A 15,729-nucleotide genomic window follows, 5' to 3' on the forward strand; every position below is an offset into this window, starting at 1 on the left:
GCGTACAATGAAGCGCGACTTCATCGCAGATGCAACCAAGCTCCAAGGCAAGCATGGCTCGAATCGTTCCCGACGACTGGAAGAACCTGGAAGCAACCGGCGCAGCGGCCCGCGAGCTCGAAACGCTCGCGCTGCTGGAAAAGCTGCCCGAGGACTACACGGTGTATCACGGCGTGCACTGGACGCGCGTCAACGAAGGCTTCTCCGTCTTCGGCGAAGCGGATTTCGTGGTGGTCGCGCCATCGGGCCGCGTGCTGATGATCGAGCAGAAAGCCGGTTTCCTGCGCGAGACCAGCGCGGGGCTCGTGAAGGTCTACTTGCAGAAGGAACGCAACGTCGCCATTCAACTCGCGCGCACGCTGGAAAATCTGCATCGGCGCTTCACGGCGGCTTTCGGCGCGGGAACGTATCGCATAGAGGAACTGCTGTATTGCCCCGACTACACGGTGAAGGACGCGGCCATTGCCGGCGTGCCGCCCGGACGTATCGTCGATGCAAGCCGCAAGGCGCAACTGCCGAAAGTCGTGCTGGAGATTCTGCCGCCCGACGAGCCGCGCTTCGAGTCGGCCGCGCGCATCCATCACTTTCTCGCCGATGAACTCTCGCTCACGCCCGATACCAACGCGCTCGTCGGCGCAGCCAACACGCTCGTCACGCGCCTTTCGGGCGGTTTGGCGACATGGGCGCGCCGGCTGGAGTTTTCGCCGTTTCGCTTGCGCGTGATCGCGACCGCCGGCGCGGGCAAGACGCAACTCGCCGTGCGCGTCATGCGTGACTCGCTCGCGGCGGGCAAGAGCGTGCTGTACGTATGCTTCAACCGGCCGCTCGCGGATCATATCCGCGCGATTGCGCCGAAAGAGGCGAGGATCGCGAATTATCATCAGCTGAGCGCCTCGGTGGCGCGCGATGCCGGCAGTCCGCCCGACTTCTCCCAGCCCGATGTCTTCGCGACGCTCGAAGAACGCTTCGCCGCCGTGCCCGTGCCCGAGCACTGGAAGACGGATGTGTTGATCGTTGACGAAGGACAGGATTTTCAGCCGGGCTGGGTCGAACCGCTGGAACGGTTGCTGAATCCGGACGGCGCGTGGTGGTGGCTCGAAGATCCGATGCAGAACCTGTATCTGCGCGAGCCCGTGCCGCTGCCCGGCTGGACCATTCTGCGCGAGACGACCAATTACCGCAGTCCGCGCGATCTTCTGGGCTTCATCCGCAAGATCGTCGGTCCGGGCGCGCGGCTGGATGCGGGCAGTCCGTTCGATGGCTCGGACGTGACTATCGCCACCTACGAGAACGGCCATTCCGACGAAGTGATCGAGGCGACCAAGCGCGCCATCACGCAGGCGCTCTCGCTCGGCTTTCGCAAGCAGGACATCGCGGTGCTGTCGTTTCGCGGGCGCGAGGGTTCGGCGCTCACGCCCGTCGATCATCTCGGGCCGCATCGGTTGCGCGCGTTCACCGGCACGTACGATCTGTTCGGCAATCCGGAGTATCGCGATGGCGACGTGCTGCTCGAATCGATCTATCGCTTCAAGGGACAATCCGCGCCGTGCGTGATCCTCACCGAAGTCGACTTCGACGTGCTCGATGAACAAGCCGCGCGCAAAGTCTTCGTCGGCGCGACGCGCGCGACCATGAAGCTGATCGTGGTCGCGTCGGAACGGGCGGCAGCCGCCATCGAAACGCTGCCATAAAGCAATGTCCGTCATAGCCGCCAAACCTGCCGCGCCCGGCATGCCCGGAAGGCCGTGGTTTCGCCGTTTCTGGTACGCGGCGCTGATCGTGCTCGCGGTGGCACCGCCTATCGGCGCGGTCGGCTACATGCTGTATTCGGGGCTGTTGGCGCGCGATTCGCATCGCTTCGCGCTGCCTTACGACGGCCTCTATTGGGACGCGGCGCAATTTCAGATCGACTACGAACGTTTCGAGAGCCAGGTGCTGCTGTTCCGTGGCGGAATCGATGAAGACGCCGATGCCGTGCGCGCAAGCTACCGGCAGCTACGCGCGCGGTTGAAGCAGGTCGCGGAATCGAACGATCTGCTCGCCGGACACGACACGCTGCGCAATCGTCAGCAGGAAATTCTCCGGCAGATCGATACCGCGCTCGGCTCCGTCGAAACCGATGTCGAGGCATTGCGCGCCGACCATCAACGCACGCTGCGCACCATCGGCGTGTTGCGGCAGAACGCGCCCGCCGTCGCGGAACTCGCGAGCGGCCGGCGTCTGATGGAAATCGTCGGGCGCGATTCCGTGGTGCGCGACTTCGAAAAGAAGCGCACGTATCTGATCTACGGTGGCATTCTGCTTGGGCTTTTATCGGCGGCGGCCACGGCGCTATTGCTGTTGAACGGCTACCGGCGCACGCGTCTCATCGAGCAGCAACGCGCCGCGCTCAGCGCCGAGCACCAGGCGACCCGCGCCGCGCGCGAGGCGGGCGTCGCGAAAGACACATTCCTCGGCATGATCAGCCACGAACTGCGCACGCCGCTGCACGCCATCGTCTCGTCGGTCGAGCTTCTCGGGCTGAATCTGCGCGCCGAGGCGGATCGCAAGATCATTCAGCGGCTCGAAGCAGGCGCGCGCCATCTCGAAGCGCAGATGCGCGATCTCACCGACTACGCGCGTCTCGGCGCGGGCAAGCTCGAACTGCGCATGGCCGTGTTCGATCCCGCAGAACTGCTCGATTCAATCGTCGATGCCAACACGCCCGCGGCCAACGCGAAAGGTCTTGCGTTACGCGGCGGATTCGAAGGCGCGCGCGGGCCGCTCGAATCGGACCCGCATCGCGTGCGGCAGATCGTGACCAACCTCGTGACCAACGCCGTCAAATACACGGAGGCAGGTTCCATCGACGTGCATTTCGTGCGCGCCGACAAGCGTCTCGACATCTCCGTGGTGGACACCGGACCCGGCATCTCTCGCGAACAATTGCCGCTCATCTTTCAGGAGTTCACGCAACTGGATTCGTCCAGCACGCGGCGCTTCGACGGCGCGGGCATGGGTCTCGCGGTCGTGCGCGGCCTGGTGAATTTGCTGGGCGGGACGATCGAGGTATCGAGCGAAGTCGGGCAGGGCGCGGCGTTTCGCGTGAGTCTGCCGGCGGTATCGGTGGACTACTTGCCGGAGCCGCGCGATGAAGCAATAGAAACGCCCGCCAGCGGCAGATCGCGCGTCCTCGTGATCGACGACCACGAAGCGATCCGCGATTCATTGACGGAAATGCTCACGCACCTGGGTTATTGGACAGTCGCAATGCCCGATGTGGACAGCGCACTCGCATGGCTGCGCGCCAACGACGCCGATGTGATCCTCGCCGACCTGCACATGCCGGGCAAGGACGGCTACTCGTTCGCCAACGAATACCGCGCGCGCCTTTCGCCGGGCGCGAGCGTGCCGATCATCGCGGTGAGCGCCTACGCGCCGGAACTCGTCGACCCGCGCGCGGCGATTCTCTTCTTCGATTATTTGCTGAAGCCCGTGCGCTATGACGTGCTGAAAGGCGCTGTGCACCGCGCCGTGACGGTGCGGCGGCGCGCGGCGTGAGCGGACTCAACTACGCAAAAGCCGCTTGGAAAGATCCGCGACGAGAATGCCGAGCCGCGCCGGTTTTTCGAAACACGTCACGTTGTAGTCGCGAATCACCTGGCTGATTTCGGACTCGCTCGCCTTGCCGGTGGTTAATTCGCCTGTCAGCACGAAGATGGGCGCATCCGGATTGTCCGACTCGCGCACGTCGCGGATGGCGCCGGCTGACGTGTGTACGCCGAACAGCCAGTCGATCACCACGGCATCGAACACCTGCACTTGCAGCGCTTCGTGGAACGCGTCGAGCCCGTAGTAAGCCATCGCCGTGAAGCCGCTGAATTCCAGATAGTCGTGCAGATTGTCGGCGGAAGCGTGATCGTCGTCGACCACGGCGATGATCGGCTTCTCGATATCCGCGCGGCGCGGCAGGATCTCGATCTTGTGGACGTCGAACGCTTCGTGAAGCAGCACGCCTTCGTGACGCGAGACGATCCAGCGGCTATTCAGCTTCTGCGCGATGAAGTCAGGCCGGCTGCCCGCGTCCAGCGCATTGCCGACCCACGTCATGCAGGGAATTTCCAGCGAGCCGATCTTGAGCACCGCGTCGTGCGCCGTGCCTTCACTCTCGTCGGCGCGCGTGTCGATGGGTTCGAAGAGCTTGAGCGCGGCTTCGTCGAACGCGTCCGCGACCTTGCGAATTTGCGCGAGCGTCCACGGGCTGTTACCGCGCAGTTTGCGGTGCCCTTGCGAAAAACTCAGGTCGAGGATGCGGCACAGTTCCGCGGTTTGCTGCCGCTTGCCAATACCGTGGCGGGCCATGAGCTCACGCACGCGCTCAGCGACGGCGAGCGATTCCGATGAAGACGTTTCAGTGACCATACAGCCAAATGCGTAGAGGGGTGTCGACAAGGAAGCGGTTCGAGCGAGGCAAGACGCCTGAGTGCCACATTGTAAAGGGCGCGGCTAAGCGAACTCAAAACGGACCGGCGGACGATCGACAATGAGCTTGCATTTTACTTTCGTGCGATTGCTGCCGTCGTTCGTTGGCGCTCATTGAAGATCGTGGTTTACGAGGCGTGCGTAAGTGTTGCCGATCGACCCGCCAGGGACTTCGGATCGGCGTCGCGAGCCGCGACGCTCGATTGCGCAACAGGCATCGGTTGCGCCGGTTTCAGGCGAAGGCGGGCGCGGTTTGGCGCGCGGATTTTTGCACGACGGGCATTTCGTCGAGCAGCGTGGAAAGCTGGCTTTCGGCGTCGCGTCCACTGAATTCGCGCAAGGTGGCAAGCAGCGTGCGCCACGGCGCGGGCCAGCGCGTCTCGCGGACGCAATGTCCGGTTGCGTCTGTGATGCGCAGTAGCGTGGTGTCGGGGAAGTACGTAAGCGTGACGGGCATTCCGTCGAGTACGCAAGTAGCAGTGCAGGCTTTCGGTGTGAACATGCTTTCTTATGTGAGTAATGTTCGGGCGCGGCCCGATTATCGTCTGGTCAAAGCGACCGTGAGGAGACATAGCAATGCGCGTTCCCGACAATGGTTCCAAAACGCTACTTGAACATTCGGAATCGGCTCCATCTTAAAAAGTCGCTTCGATAGTTAAACGGCGTTTTGCGAAGTTGGGGATAAGTTGACCGAGATTATCGCTTTATACTGCGATGCAGCCAGTTTAAGGAGTTTCTCGTGTTCGTCGCCATTCTTCTCTTTAGCCCAATCGGCATCGCCGCTTTATTTGCCTTTGCCATGTTCGCCGACCGCGCCTTTCACGACCAGCACTTGGAAAGGTCTGGGACTGCGGTCCACCCCGAGACACCTCGGTGCATGTTCAAACTTCGCTCACGCGACGCAAAACCTGCTCGTCGATAAGCCAGCCGATCCGCTTTCGCTATCGAACGATTGCCCTTTCGAATTGTTGCGCTATTGCCGTGGGACTATAGTGCGTCTCACGGCATTCATTTCTTGCATGAATGACGCAACAACAAGGAGACGAAAGGATGAACCGGATCGATCTGGCGGGCCGCACGGTGGTTGTAACAGGCGGCGCGCGCGGCATTGGCCTCGCGGTGGCGGAACGGGCGCTCGAATCGGGCGCGGATGTCGTGCTGTGGGACGTCGACGGCGAACGGCTGCAACGCACGACTGCGGAACTCTCCGCCAAGCACGAAGACCGCAAGGTGAGCGACGCAGTCGTCGAACTCACCGATGAAGCCTCCATCGAGGCGGCCGTCCAGAAAGCGCTCGCCGCGCACGGCCATATCGATGTCCTCGTGAACAACGCAGGCATCACCGGCGGCAACGGCACGACCTGGGAACTCGCTCCCGATGTCTGGCGCCGCGTCGTCGATGTCAATCTGATCGGGCCGTATCTCACTTGCCGCGCCGTCGTTCCGCACATGCTGAAGGCGGGTTACGGGCGCATCGTCAACGTGTCGTCCATCGCGGGCAAGGAAGGCAACCCTAACGCCTCGCACTACAGCGCGTCGAAGGCCGGGCTGATCGGGCTCACCAAGTCGCTCGGCAAGGAACTCGCGGGCAAGGGCATTCTCGTCAACGCGGTCACGCCGGCCGCCGCCAAAACCGAAATCTTCGATTCGATGTCGCAGCAGCACATCGACTACATGCTGTCCAAAATTCCGATGAACCGCTTTCTTCAGCCGCAGGAAGCCGCGTCGCTGATCCTCTGGCTCTCGTCGGAAGACTGCGCGTTCAGCACGGGCTCGGTGTTCGATCTGTCGGGCGGACGCGCGACTTACTGATATCGCCGTGATTGCTCGATCGCCATCATAAAAAAGCAAGGCGACCTGGAGAGAGACATGAATGACTCCGTTAGCGCGGAAGGCGCCGTCACGTCCCGCGTGATGCGCCGGCTGCTGCCGTTTCTGCTGCTCATGTATGTGCTCGCGTTTTTGGACCGCGCGAACATCGGTTTCGCGCAGAAGGCGCTGCAGCAGGACACCGGCCTCACCAATGCCGCGTTCGCGTTCGGCGCGGGCGTGTTCTTCGTCGGCTACGCAATCTTCGAGGTGCCGAGCAATCTGCTCTTGCATCGCGTGGGCGCGAAGCTGTGGATGTGCCGCATCATGGTGACGTGGGGTCTTGTTTCGGCGGCAATGTCCTTCGCGCACAACGCCACGACCTTCTACACGTTGCGCTTTCTGCTCGGCGTGGCGGAAGCCGGATTCTTTCCCGGCATCGTCTATTACCTGACGCGCTGGTTCCCGCAAAGCGCTCGGGCGCGTGCGCTCGGCGTGTTTTACTTCGGCGCGCCGCTCGCGTTCATCTTCGGTGCGCCTTTGTCCGGATTGCTGCTGGACTTGCACGGCGCGCTCGGCTTCTCGGGCTGGCAATGGCTTTTTCTGGTCGAAGGCCTGCTCGCGTCGATCGTCGGTGTCTGGGCGTTCTGGTATCTCGACGACGACCCCGCCCGCGCACGCTGGCTCACTCAGGATCAACGCGCGCTGCTCGTCGCGCGTCTCGATGACGACGCCCGCAACGCGTCATCGCACGGACCGCGTGGCGTGCTGGCGGCGCTCATCGATCCGCGCGTGCTGGTCTTGTGCTGCGCGTATTTCCTGATCCAGGCAGCCGTCTATGGCGTGGTGTTCTATCTGCCGCAACAAGTGTCCGCGCTGCTCGGAACCAAGGTCGGCTTTCGTGTCGGACTCGTGACCGCGTTGCCGTGGGTGGCGGCCGTCATCGTCACGTGGATCGTGCCGCGTTATGCGGATCGCACCGGCAAGCATCGCGTGTGCGCTATCGCGTTGCTCGTGATGTCGGGCGTCGCGATCGTCGTGTCGGGCATCGCGGGAACGCCGGTGGTATCGCTTTTCGCGCTGTGTTGCGCCGCGAGCGGATTCATCGCCGCCCAGCCGCTCTTCTGGACGTTCCCGACGCGTTATCTCACTGGCGCGGCCGCGGCGGCCGGCATCGCGCTCATCAACTCGTTGGGCGGCCTCGGCGGATTCTTTGCACCGATGGCCCGCACCGCCGCGGAAGCCGCATTCCATTCGACCAGCGCCGGACTCATGGTGCTCGGCGCGGCGAGCGTCCTGGCCGCGCTCGTGATCGTCGCCTTCGTGCGCGTGCCGCAGCGCGACGCCTCGCGCGATGCCCGCGCCAAACCCGCCAGCGCATCCTGAACAACAACGCCTTCAAACGGAGACAGACACTCATGTCCATGCCCACCATTCGCCAAGTGCGCGCTTTCACCGTTCGCGGCGGCGGCGCCGATTATCACGATCAGGGCGCTAACCACTGGATCGACGATCACATCTCGACGCCGATGGCGCGTTATCCCGAGTATCGCCAGAGCCGTCAGTCGTTCGGACTGAACGTGCTCGGCTCGCTCGTCGTGGAGATCGAGGCAAGCGACGGCACGGTCGGCTTCGCGGTGACGACGGGCGGCGAGATCGGCGCATTCATCGTCGAGAAGCATCTGGCGCGCTTCCTCGAAGGGCAGCGCGTGACGGATATCGAAAAGATGTGGGATCAGATGTATTTCGCGACGCTGTACTACGGGCGCAAGGGTATCGTGCTCAACGCGATATCGGGTGTCGATCTGGCGTTGTGGGACCTGCTCGCGAAGGTGCGCCAGGAACCCGTCTTCCAGTTGCTCGGCGGACCGGTGCGGGATGAACTCCAGTTCTATGCAACCGGCGCGCGGCCGGATCTCGCCAAGGAGATGGGTTTCATCGGCGGCAAGATGCCTTTGCAGCATGGACCGGCCGAAGGCGAGGAAGGGCTCGCGAAGAACATCGCCAAACTGGCCGACATGCGCTCGAAAGTCGGTGACGACTTCTGGCTCATGTTCGACTGCTGGATGAGCCTCGACCTCAACTACGCGAAGCGCCTCGCGAACGCGGCGCGCGAGTATGGCCTGAAATGGATCGAAGAGGCGCTGCCGCCCGACGATTACTGGGGCTATGCCGAACTGCGCCGCGCGGTGCCAGGCGGCATGATGGTGACGACGGGCGAACACGAAGCCACGCGCTGGGGTTTTCGCATGCTCTTCGAGATGGGCTGCGCGGACCTCGTGCAGCCGGATGTCGGCTGGTGCGGCGGCATCACGGAACTCATCAAGATATCGGCGCTCGCGGATGCGCATAACGTGCTCGTGGTGCCGCACGGTTCGTCGGTGTATAGCTATCACTTCGTGGTGACGCGTCACAACTCGCCGTTCGCCGAGTTCCTCATGATGGCCGAGAAAGCCGATCAGGTCGTGCCGATGTTCACGCCCTTGCTGCTCGACGAACCCGTTCCGGTGAACGGCCGCATGAAGGTGCCGGAGACGCCGGGCTTCGGCGTGCGGCTGAATCCCGAATGCGCGTTGACGCGTCCGTACACTCATTGAAGGAAACGTTCATGCTGTTGAAAGACAAAGTGGTGATCGTGACGGGCGGCTCGCGCGGCATCGGCCGGGCGATCGCGCTGGCGAGCGCGCGCGAAGGCGCGAACGTTGCGATCAACTATTGGGGCGACAACGACAAGTCGTACGGCAAGGGCTACGCGGTCGAGTCGATCCTGCGCGAGATCGAGGCGCTCGGCCGTCGCGCGATTGCGGTCGAAGGCAATGTCGCCGAACACGAGACCGGCCGCGAACTCGTGCGCCGCACGGTGGACGCCTTCGGGCGCGTTGACGTGCTGTCGAGCAACGCGGGCATCTGTCCGTTCCATGCGTTTCTTGACATGCCGCCATCGGTCTATGAAACCACGGTCGCGGTGAACCTGAACGGCGCGTTCTACGTGACGCAGGCCGCGGCAAATCAGATGAAGGATCAGGGCACGGGTGGCGCGATCATCGCGACGAGTTCGATCAGCGCGCTCGTCGGCGGCGGCATGCAGACGCATTACACGCCGACCAAGGCGGGTGTGCATTCGCTGATGCAGTCGTGCGCCATCGCGCTCGGCCCTTACGGCATCCGCTGCAATTCGGTGATGCCGGGCACCATCGCCACCGACCTCAACGCCGAAGACTTGTCCGATACGGAAAAGCGCGCCTATATGGAAAAGCGCATTCCGCTCGGAAGACTCGGTGAACCGGACGATGTGGCGCAGTGCGTCGTGTTTCTGGCATCGGATCGCGCGCGTTACGTGACGGGCGCGTCGCTGCTCGTGGATGGCGGTCTCTTCGTCAACCTGCAGTGACCGCGAGCGACGACGCCGAATACTTGCGCAACAGCGCGATGAAGTATTCGGCGGGTTCGGAGAGCGTCTCGAACTTGCGGCGCAGCAAGCCGAAGCCCGACAGGCTCTTGCCGATTTCGATGGGCAGTTCCACCAGCAATTGCGCGCGCAGATAATCGCGCACGACGGATTCCGGCAGCATTGCGACGGCGTCGCTGTTTTGCAGCAGTTGCAGCGTCGCGAAGATGGACGCGCATTCCACGATATCGGCAGGCGTGGTGAGCCCGGCACGCGCGAGTTCTTCCTCGAAGAGATGACGCGCGGGACTCGTGATCGGCTGAAGGATCCACGGCCAGCCGACGAGTGTATCGAGCGCGAGCGTCGTCTTCGAAACGAGTGGATGTCTGGCGCGCACGACGAGCCGCATGGCTTCGCGCGCAAGCGGTTCGAAATCGAAGTCGTTGTGCTGCAAAGGCGTGGTGAGACGGCCGAGCGCGAGATCGACTTCGCGGCGATGCAGCAGTTGCACGACCTGGTCGCTGGTTTCGCCGAGGATGCGCACGTTGAGCAGCGGCCGCTCCGACTTGAGTTCGGTGACGGCCATGGCGAGCACGTCGGGCGCGGCGCCCATGATCGCGCCGACCGTGAGTTGGCCATGTCCGCCACGGCGTTTGTTGTCGAGGTCGTCGGCGAAGCGGGTGAGGTCGGCAAGCGAGCGGCGCGCGTAGGCGAGCGCGGACATGCCGAGCGGCGTTGGCTGCATGCCGCGCGCGTTGCGCTCGAAGAGCAGGAAGCCGAACGCTTCCTCGATATCGGCCAGCATGCGGCTCGCGCTCGGCTGTGCGACGTTGATGGCATCGGCGGCCTGGTGCAGATTGCGCGCGTCGTCGAGCGCGACGAGCAGCGCCAGATGCTTGAATTTCAGGCGATTGACGAGCGCCACCTGTGAGACGTTCTGATTCATTGTCGGTCCGCGGTGATGCAACGCAGTAGCTTCAAACCGATACGCATTTGCGATCGGCCAATCCTTCTTTCGGATTGTCGTGTTATCGGTCGGCGAATTATAGTCGCAGCACAACGAGCCGCGAACATTCGGGCTCACTAAACAAAATCAGGCGGTCCGCCATGGAGACAATGGCATTTCGCATGACCCTGAAGCCGGGCATGCGCGAGGAATACGAGAAGCGCCATCGCGAGATATGGCCCGAACTGGCCGATGCGCTCGTTGCAGCGGGCATCCGCGACTACTGGATTTTTCTCGACGAAGCGACCGGACATCTGTTCGCCACCTACAAGCGCACCGGCACGCATTCGACCGACGCGTTGCCGCATTTGCCCATCATGCGCAAATGGTGGGACTACATGGCCGAGCTGATGGAAACGCATGCGGACAACGCGCCTGTTGCCGTGCCGCTTGCGCCCGTCTTTCATCTTCCGTAATCGCGCATTTCCAAGCTCGTGAGGAACACCATCATGCAGGTCGTCGATCCGCATATCCACTTGTGGGATTTGTCCACGCATCACTATCCGTGGCTGGCGAATCCGCAGACATCGTTCGTCGGCGACGCGCGCGATTTAAAGCATGACTATCTGCTCGCCGATCTGTTGCGCGATGCCGGCGACATCGAAGTGCTGAAGATCGTGCACGTCGATGCGAACCACGATCCCGCCGATCCTGTCGAGGAAACGCGCTGGCTGCAAGGACTCGCCGACGACACCGGCCGCGGCATGCCGAACGGCATCGTGGCGGGCGCGGATTTATCGGCCGACGATGCGTCTGCCGTGCTCGAAGCGCACGCGGCCTTCGCCAACACGCGCGGCATCCGGCAGATTCTCAACGTGCATGAAAATCCGTTGTATGACTACGTCGGGCGGCACTTCATGCACGAGCCTCGGTGGCGCCGGAACTTCGCGTTGCTCGAGCGCTTCGGCATGTCGTTCGACTTGCAGCTTTATCCGTCGCAGATGAACGATGCCGCGCAACTCGCGCGCGAACATGCAAACACGCAGTTCATCGTCAATCATGCGGGGATGTTCGTGGACCGGTCTTCGGTCGAAGGATATCGCGCGTGGCGCGACGGCATGCGTGCGCTCGCGGCTTGTCCGAACGTCGCGGTGAAGCTGAGCGGCTTCGCCATGCTCGATCACGAATGGACAGTGGAGAGCTTCCGGCCGTATGTGCTCGAAACCATCGATACCTTCGGCGTCGGCCGCGCGATGTTCGCATCGAACTTCCCGGTCGACAGGCTTTTCGGTACTTACAAACAGCTGTGGAACGCCTACGCGCAAATCGTGAGCGACGCGAGCGACAGCGAAAAGCAAGCACTATTCGTGCGTAATGCGGAGCGGATTTACCGCATTTGATAGCAACGTTCGAAGACCGGAACTGGCGTCGGACTTGATCGAAGGCGTCGCGTGAAACTCGCGTAAGCGCTCAGGCGCAACGCCAAGGTCCACGGCGTTGCACAGGCCGGAGCAAGCGCCAGCTTCGGCCGACAAACAGGAGACAGCGCATGACAATCAACAAGCCGCCAAGACTCGAATTGCGGCACGCGAGCAAGGCGTTCGGCCGCGTGCGCGCATTGGGCGACGGCAGCCTGCAACTCTTCGCGGGCGAAGTCCACGCGTTGCTCGGCGAAAACGGCGCGGGTAAATCCACGCTCGTCAAACTGCTCGCCGGCGTGTATCAGCCGGATGCAGGCGAGATTCTCGTCGATGGCGAACCGCGCCGCTTCGCCAATCCCGCCGAGGCACGCGATGCCGGTCTCGCCGTCATCTATCAGGAGCCGACGCTGTTCGCGGACCTTTCCATCGCGGAGAACATCTACATGGGCCGGCAGCCGCGCGACCGGCTCGGACGCATACGCTACGACGAAATGCATCGCGAAGTCGATGCGTTGCTCGCGTCGCTCGGCGTGAACCTGCGCGCGCAACGGCTCGTGCGAGGCTTGTCGATCGCGGACCAGCAAGTGGTCGAGATCGCCAAGGCGCTTTCGCTCGACGCCAACGTGCTCATCATGGACGAGCCCACCGCCGCGCTCTCGCTAACGGAAGTGGAGCGGCTCTTCGCCATCGTGCGTGCGCTGCGTGAGCGGGATGTCGCGATCCTCTTCATCACGCACAGGCTCGACGAAGTCTTCGCGCTGACGCAGCGCATGACCATCATGCGCGACGGCATGAAGGTCTACGACGCGCTCACCAGCGACATGACCATCGATGCCATCGTGAGCAAGATGGTCGGCCGCGATCTGGACACGTTCTATCCGAAGGCGGACGTGCAGCCCGGCGACGTGCGTCTCTCGGTCCGCAACCTGACGCGCGAAGGCGTATTCAAGAACATTTCCTTCGATGTCCGCGCAGGCGAGATCGTCGCGCTTGCGGGCCTCGTTGGCGCGGGACGTAGCGAAGTCGCGCGCGCCATCTTCGGCATCGATCCGGTCGATGGCGGCGAAGTGAAGATCGCGGGGAAGGCGCTCGCCCTCGGCCATCCGGCGGCAGCGGTGCGCGCGGGCCTCGCGCTCGTGCCGGAGGATCGCCGCGCGCAAGGGCTCGCGCTGGAACTGAGCATCGCGCGCAATGCATCGCTCACCGTGCTCGGCCGCCTGATGCGGCACGGGCTCATCTCCGCGAAAAGCGAATCGACGCTCGCCGCCGACTGGGGCAAGCGCCTGCGCCTCAAGGCCGGCGATCTCGATGCGCCCGTCGGCACGCTGTCGGGCGGCAATCAGCAGAAGGTCGTGCTCGGCAAGTGGCTCGCGACGAATCCGAAGGTGCTCATCATCGATGAACCGACGCGCGGTATCGACGTGGGCGCGAAAGCCGAGGTGTATCGCACGCTCGCCGAACTCGTGAACGAGGGCATGGCCGTGCTGATGATTTCAAGCGAGCTGCCCGAAGTGCTCGGCATGGCGGACCGCGTGCTCGTCATGCACGAAGGCCGTATCAGCGCCGACATTGCTCGCGCCGATGCAAACGAAGAACGGGTGATGAGCGCCGCGTTGGGCGCATCGCCGCAAACCCTGGGACGCGCCGCATGATGACACGACACTCTCCCACCATGCCCGCGCTGCCTGCCGCCGAAACCAAACGCGAGAGTCTCGCGGGTTCGATCGCGAAGAGTCGCGAGCTCACGCTCTTCATCGTGCTGCTCGTGCTGATTGGCGCGACCGCTGCGGTGAAGCCGGACTTTCTGAATCTGCAGAATCTGCGTGACGTGCTGCTGAATGTGTCGATCATCGGCTTGCTGACGGCCGGCATGACGATCGTCATGCTGATGCGGCATATCGATCTGTCGGTCGCGTCGATCGTCGGCGTGAGCGCCTATGCGGTCGGCAGCCTCTTCGTGATGAACCCGCACATGCCGGTGATCGTCGCGATGTTCGCGGGCATGGGCGTCGGGCTCGTGATCGGCGCGGTGAACGGCGCGCTCGTCACCTTCGGGCGCGTGCCGTCGCTCGTCGCCACGCTCTCGACGCTGTATATCGTGCGCGGCGCGGACTACGCGTGGGTCCACGGCGGCCAGATCAACGCGACGAGTCTGCCGGATAGCTTCGCCACGATTGCAACCGGATCGCTGCTCGGCGTGCCGAATCTCGTGTTGATCGCGCTCGTCGTGCTGATCGCGTTGTCGGTGTATCTGAAGCAGTATCGCGGCGGCCGCGAGCATTACGCCATCGGCTCGAACCCCGAAGCCGCGCGTCTCGCGGGCATTCGCGTGGACCGCCGCGTGATGATCGGCTTCCTGCTGTCCGGCGCGATCGCCGGCCTTGCGGGCGTGCTGTGGCTTGCGCGTTTCGGCACCGTCGATGCCAGCACGGCGAAGGGCATCGAGCTGCAGGTGGTCGCGGCGGCGGTGGTCGGCAGCGTTGCGATCACGGGCGGCGTCGGCACGGTGGCGGGCGCGACGCTTGGCGCGCTGGTGCTGGGCGTCATCAACATCGCGCTCGTGGTGTTGCGCGTGTCGCCGTTCTGGCAGCAGGCCATTCAAGGCGCGCTGATCGTCGCGGCGATCGCGCTGGATACGTTGCTCGCGCGCTCGGTCGCGCGCCGCATGATGAGGAAACGCGATCATGGCTAAACCCGACTCGGCTCTTTCCACGGCAAAACGCCGTCATCTGCAATGGGAGGCGATGCTCGCCATGGTGCTGGTCGTCTCGCTGATCGGCGGACGCGTGCTTTCGCCGATGTTCCTTTCCGGCGCGAACCTCTCGAACATGCTCGCCGATTTCACCGAGATCGCGCTGATCGCCTTGCCGATGACGCTCATCATCGTCGCGGCGGAAATCGATTTGTCGGTGGCGTCGGTGCTGGGCGTGTCGAGCGCGTTGATGGGCGTGCTCTGGCACATGGGCTTGCCGATGCCGCTCGTCATCGCCATCGTGCTCGTCGCGGGCACAATGGCCGGGCTGCTCAACGGACTCGTGATCGTGCGCTTCAATTTGCCATCGCTTGCTGTCACCATCGGCACGCTAGCGCTGTTTCGGGGTCTCGCTTACGTGTTGCTCGGCGATCAGGCCATCGCGGACTTTCCGGCGTCGTACACGTCGTTTGGCATCGATACCATCGCGGATACCTTCCTGCCGATGCCCTTCGTTCTCGTGATCGCGGGCGCGCTCGTCTTCACGGTGCTGTTGCAGGCGACGCCGTTCGGCCGCAGCCTCTTTGCCATCGGCGCGAACCCCACGGCCGCGCAGTTTTCGGGTATCGACGTGACGAAGACCAAGATCAGGCTCTTCATGCTGTCCGGCGCGATGGCGGCGCTCGCGGGCATCGTCTATACGCTGCGTTTCACCAGTGCGCGCGGCGACAACGGCGAAGGCTTCGAGTTGTCGGTGATCGCGGCGGTGCTGTTCGGCGGCGTGAGCATCTTCGGCGGACGCGGGTCGATGATCGGCGTGCTGCTGTCGCTCGTCATCATCGGCGTGCTGCGCAATGCGCTGACCCTCGCGGATGTATCGAGCGAAACACTGACCATCGTGACCGGGGCGCTGCTGCTGTCCTCGGTGCTGATTCCCAATCTGGTCGCGCGCTGGCGGGCCGCGCGTGAAAGACGCTTCATGGCGCAGACGTCGTAGGTGTTGAAGGCTGGT

The 15,729-nt window shown here is 63.4% G+C and carries 14 protein-coding genes; 11 read left to right on the plus strand and 3 right to left on the minus strand.

Going from position 1 to position 15,729, the window contains the following annotated elements:
• Nucleotides 1-53 precede the first annotated feature (53 nt).
• Together NCT03_RS17295 and NCT03_RS17300 are read left to right on the plus strand one after the other, a co-directional pair.
• Complete coding sequence (locus NCT03_RS17295) at nucleotides 54-1,691, plus strand: ATP-binding domain-containing protein (protein WP_250493255.1); 1,638 nt, start codon at nucleotides 54-56, stop codon at nucleotides 1,689-1,691.
• 4 nt (nucleotides 1,692-1,695) lie between these two features.
• Entirely contained in the window at nucleotides 1,696-3,540 is a 1,845-nt protein-coding gene (locus NCT03_RS17300; protein WP_250493256.1) for an ATP-binding response regulator, read from the plus strand.
• A 6-nt stretch (nucleotides 3,541-3,546) separates the two neighbouring features.
• On the opposite strand, the gene NCT03_RS17305 is transcribed toward NCT03_RS17300, so the two are convergent.
• Nucleotides 3,547-4,401, minus strand: a complete 855-nt coding sequence (locus tag NCT03_RS17305) for a helix-turn-helix domain-containing protein (protein ID WP_250493257.1) — start codon at nucleotides 4,399-4,401, stop codon at nucleotides 3,547-3,549.
• Between the two features lie 292 nt (nucleotides 4,402-4,693).
• Complete coding sequence (locus NCT03_RS17310) at nucleotides 4,694-4,963, minus strand: hypothetical protein (protein ID WP_250493258.1); 270 nt, start codon at nucleotides 4,961-4,963, stop codon at nucleotides 4,694-4,696.
• A gap of 548 nt (nucleotides 4,964-5,511) precedes the next feature.
• On the opposite strand from NCT03_RS17310, the gene NCT03_RS17315 reads away from it, so the two are divergent.
• From NCT03_RS17315 to lra1, 4 genes are read left to right on the plus strand one after another with little or no spacing between them, the layout of a single operon-like run.
• A complete protein-coding gene (locus NCT03_RS17315; RefSeq protein WP_244828423.1) occupies nucleotides 5,512-6,273 on the plus strand; it encodes an SDR family NAD(P)-dependent oxidoreductase in 762 nt (253 codons plus the stop codon).
• Between the two features lie 57 nt (nucleotides 6,274-6,330).
• Nucleotides 6,331-7,656: an MFS transporter gene (locus tag NCT03_RS17320; RefSeq protein ID WP_250493259.1), complete on the plus strand. Its 1,326-nt coding sequence runs from the start codon at nucleotides 6,331-6,333 to the stop codon at nucleotides 7,654-7,656.
• 32 nt (nucleotides 7,657-7,688) lie between these two features.
• A complete protein-coding gene (gene rhmD / locus NCT03_RS17325; protein WP_244828420.1) occupies nucleotides 7,689-8,867 on the plus strand; it encodes an L-rhamnonate dehydratase in 1,179 nt (392 codons plus the stop codon).
• Between the two features lie 11 nt (nucleotides 8,868-8,878).
• Nucleotides 8,879-9,661 (plus strand): L-rhamnose 1-dehydrogenase Lra1, encoded by a 783-nt coding sequence (gene lra1, locus NCT03_RS17330; RefSeq protein WP_244828419.1) that lies wholly within the window; start codon nucleotides 8,879-8,881, stop codon nucleotides 9,659-9,661.
• Here the strand turns inward: lra1 and NCT03_RS17335 are convergent.
• On the minus strand, nucleotides 9,648-10,604 hold the full coding sequence (locus NCT03_RS17335) for a LysR family transcriptional regulator (RefSeq protein ID WP_244828417.1): 957 nt from the start codon (nucleotides 10,602-10,604) through the stop codon (nucleotides 9,648-9,650). The two genes, lra1 and NCT03_RS17335, sit on opposite strands and share 14 nt — an antisense overlap.
• A 161-nt stretch (nucleotides 10,605-10,765) precedes the next feature.
• On the opposite strand from NCT03_RS17335, the gene NCT03_RS17340 reads away from it, so the two are divergent.
• The 5 genes from NCT03_RS17340 to NCT03_RS17360 all read left to right on the plus strand — a co-directional run bounded on the left by NCT03_RS17340 (nucleotide 10,766) and on the right by NCT03_RS17360 (nucleotide 15,714).
• On the plus strand, nucleotides 10,766-11,080 hold the full coding sequence (locus tag NCT03_RS17340) for an L-rhamnose mutarotase (RefSeq protein ID WP_250466771.1): 315 nt from the start codon (nucleotides 10,766-10,768) through the stop codon (nucleotides 11,078-11,080).
• A gap of 33 nt (nucleotides 11,081-11,113) precedes the next feature.
• A complete protein-coding gene (locus NCT03_RS17345) occupies nucleotides 11,114-12,004 on the plus strand; it encodes an amidohydrolase family protein (protein ID WP_244828414.1) in 891 nt (296 codons plus the stop codon).
• Nucleotides 12,005-12,153: 149 nt separating this feature from the next.
• A complete protein-coding gene (locus tag NCT03_RS17350; RefSeq protein ID WP_250493260.1) occupies nucleotides 12,154-13,677 on the plus strand; it encodes a sugar ABC transporter ATP-binding protein in 1,524 nt (507 codons plus the stop codon).
• A complete protein-coding gene (locus NCT03_RS17355) occupies nucleotides 13,677-14,717 on the plus strand; it encodes an ABC transporter permease (RefSeq protein ID WP_409015393.1) in 1,041 nt (346 codons plus the stop codon). The genes NCT03_RS17350 and NCT03_RS17355 overlap by 1 nt, the downstream gene beginning before the upstream one ends.
• Nucleotides 14,710-15,714: an ABC transporter permease gene (locus tag NCT03_RS17360; protein ID WP_250493261.1), complete on the plus strand. Its 1,005-nt coding sequence runs from the start codon at nucleotides 14,710-14,712 to the stop codon at nucleotides 15,712-15,714. Before NCT03_RS17355 ends, NCT03_RS17360 begins: the two co-directional genes overlap by 8 nt.
• Nucleotides 15,715-15,729 lie beyond the last annotated feature (15 nt).

It is taken from the genome of Caballeronia sp. GAWG1-1 (assembly GCF_023631465.1).
GTDB lineage: Bacteria > Pseudomonadota > Gammaproteobacteria > Burkholderiales > Burkholderiaceae > Caballeronia.

What these genes read in the sequence shown, in the direction of transcription:
- NCT03_RS17305 (WP_250493257.1), bottom strand. Translation starts at nt 4,401, where the DNA reads ATGGTCACTGAAACGTCTTCATCGGAATCGCTCGCCGTCGCTGAGCGC.
- NCT03_RS17315 (WP_244828423.1), top strand. Translation starts at nt 5,512, where the DNA reads ATGAACCGGATCGATCTGGCGGGCCGCACGGTGGTTGTAACAGGCGGC.
- NCT03_RS17340 (WP_250466771.1), top strand. Translation starts at nt 10,766, where the DNA reads ATGGAGACAATGGCATTTCGCATGACCCTGAAGCCGGGCATGCGCGAG.
- lra1 (WP_244828419.1), top strand. Translation starts at nt 8,879, where the DNA reads ATGCTGTTGAAAGACAAAGTGGTGATCGTGACGGGCGGCTCGCGCGGC.
- NCT03_RS17310 (WP_250493258.1), bottom strand. Translation starts at nt 4,963, where the DNA reads ATGTTCACACCGAAAGCCTGCACTGCTACTTGCGTACTCGACGGAATG.
- NCT03_RS17300 (WP_250493256.1), top strand. Translation starts at nt 1,696, where the DNA reads ATGTCCGTCATAGCCGCCAAACCTGCCGCGCCCGGCATGCCCGGAAGG.
- NCT03_RS17355 (WP_409015393.1), top strand. Translation starts at nt 13,677, where the DNA reads ATGACACGACACTCTCCCACCATGCCCGCGCTGCCTGCCGCCGAAACC.
- NCT03_RS17345 (WP_244828414.1), top strand. Translation starts at nt 11,114, where the DNA reads ATGCAGGTCGTCGATCCGCATATCCACTTGTGGGATTTGTCCACGCAT.
- NCT03_RS17335 (WP_244828417.1), bottom strand. Translation starts at nt 10,604, where the DNA reads ATGAATCAGAACGTCTCACAGGTGGCGCTCGTCAATCGCCTGAAATTC.
- NCT03_RS17320 (WP_250493259.1), top strand. Translation starts at nt 6,331, where the DNA reads ATGAATGACTCCGTTAGCGCGGAAGGCGCCGTCACGTCCCGCGTGATG.
- NCT03_RS17295 (WP_250493255.1), top strand. Translation starts at nt 54, where the DNA reads ATGGCTCGAATCGTTCCCGACGACTGGAAGAACCTGGAAGCAACCGGC.
- NCT03_RS17350 (WP_250493260.1), top strand. Translation starts at nt 12,154, where the DNA reads ATGACAATCAACAAGCCGCCAAGACTCGAATTGCGGCACGCGAGCAAG.
- rhmD (WP_244828420.1), top strand. Translation starts at nt 7,689, where the DNA reads ATGTCCATGCCCACCATTCGCCAAGTGCGCGCTTTCACCGTTCGCGGC.
- NCT03_RS17360 (WP_250493261.1), top strand. Translation starts at nt 14,710, where the DNA reads ATGGCTAAACCCGACTCGGCTCTTTCCACGGCAAAACGCCGTCATCTG.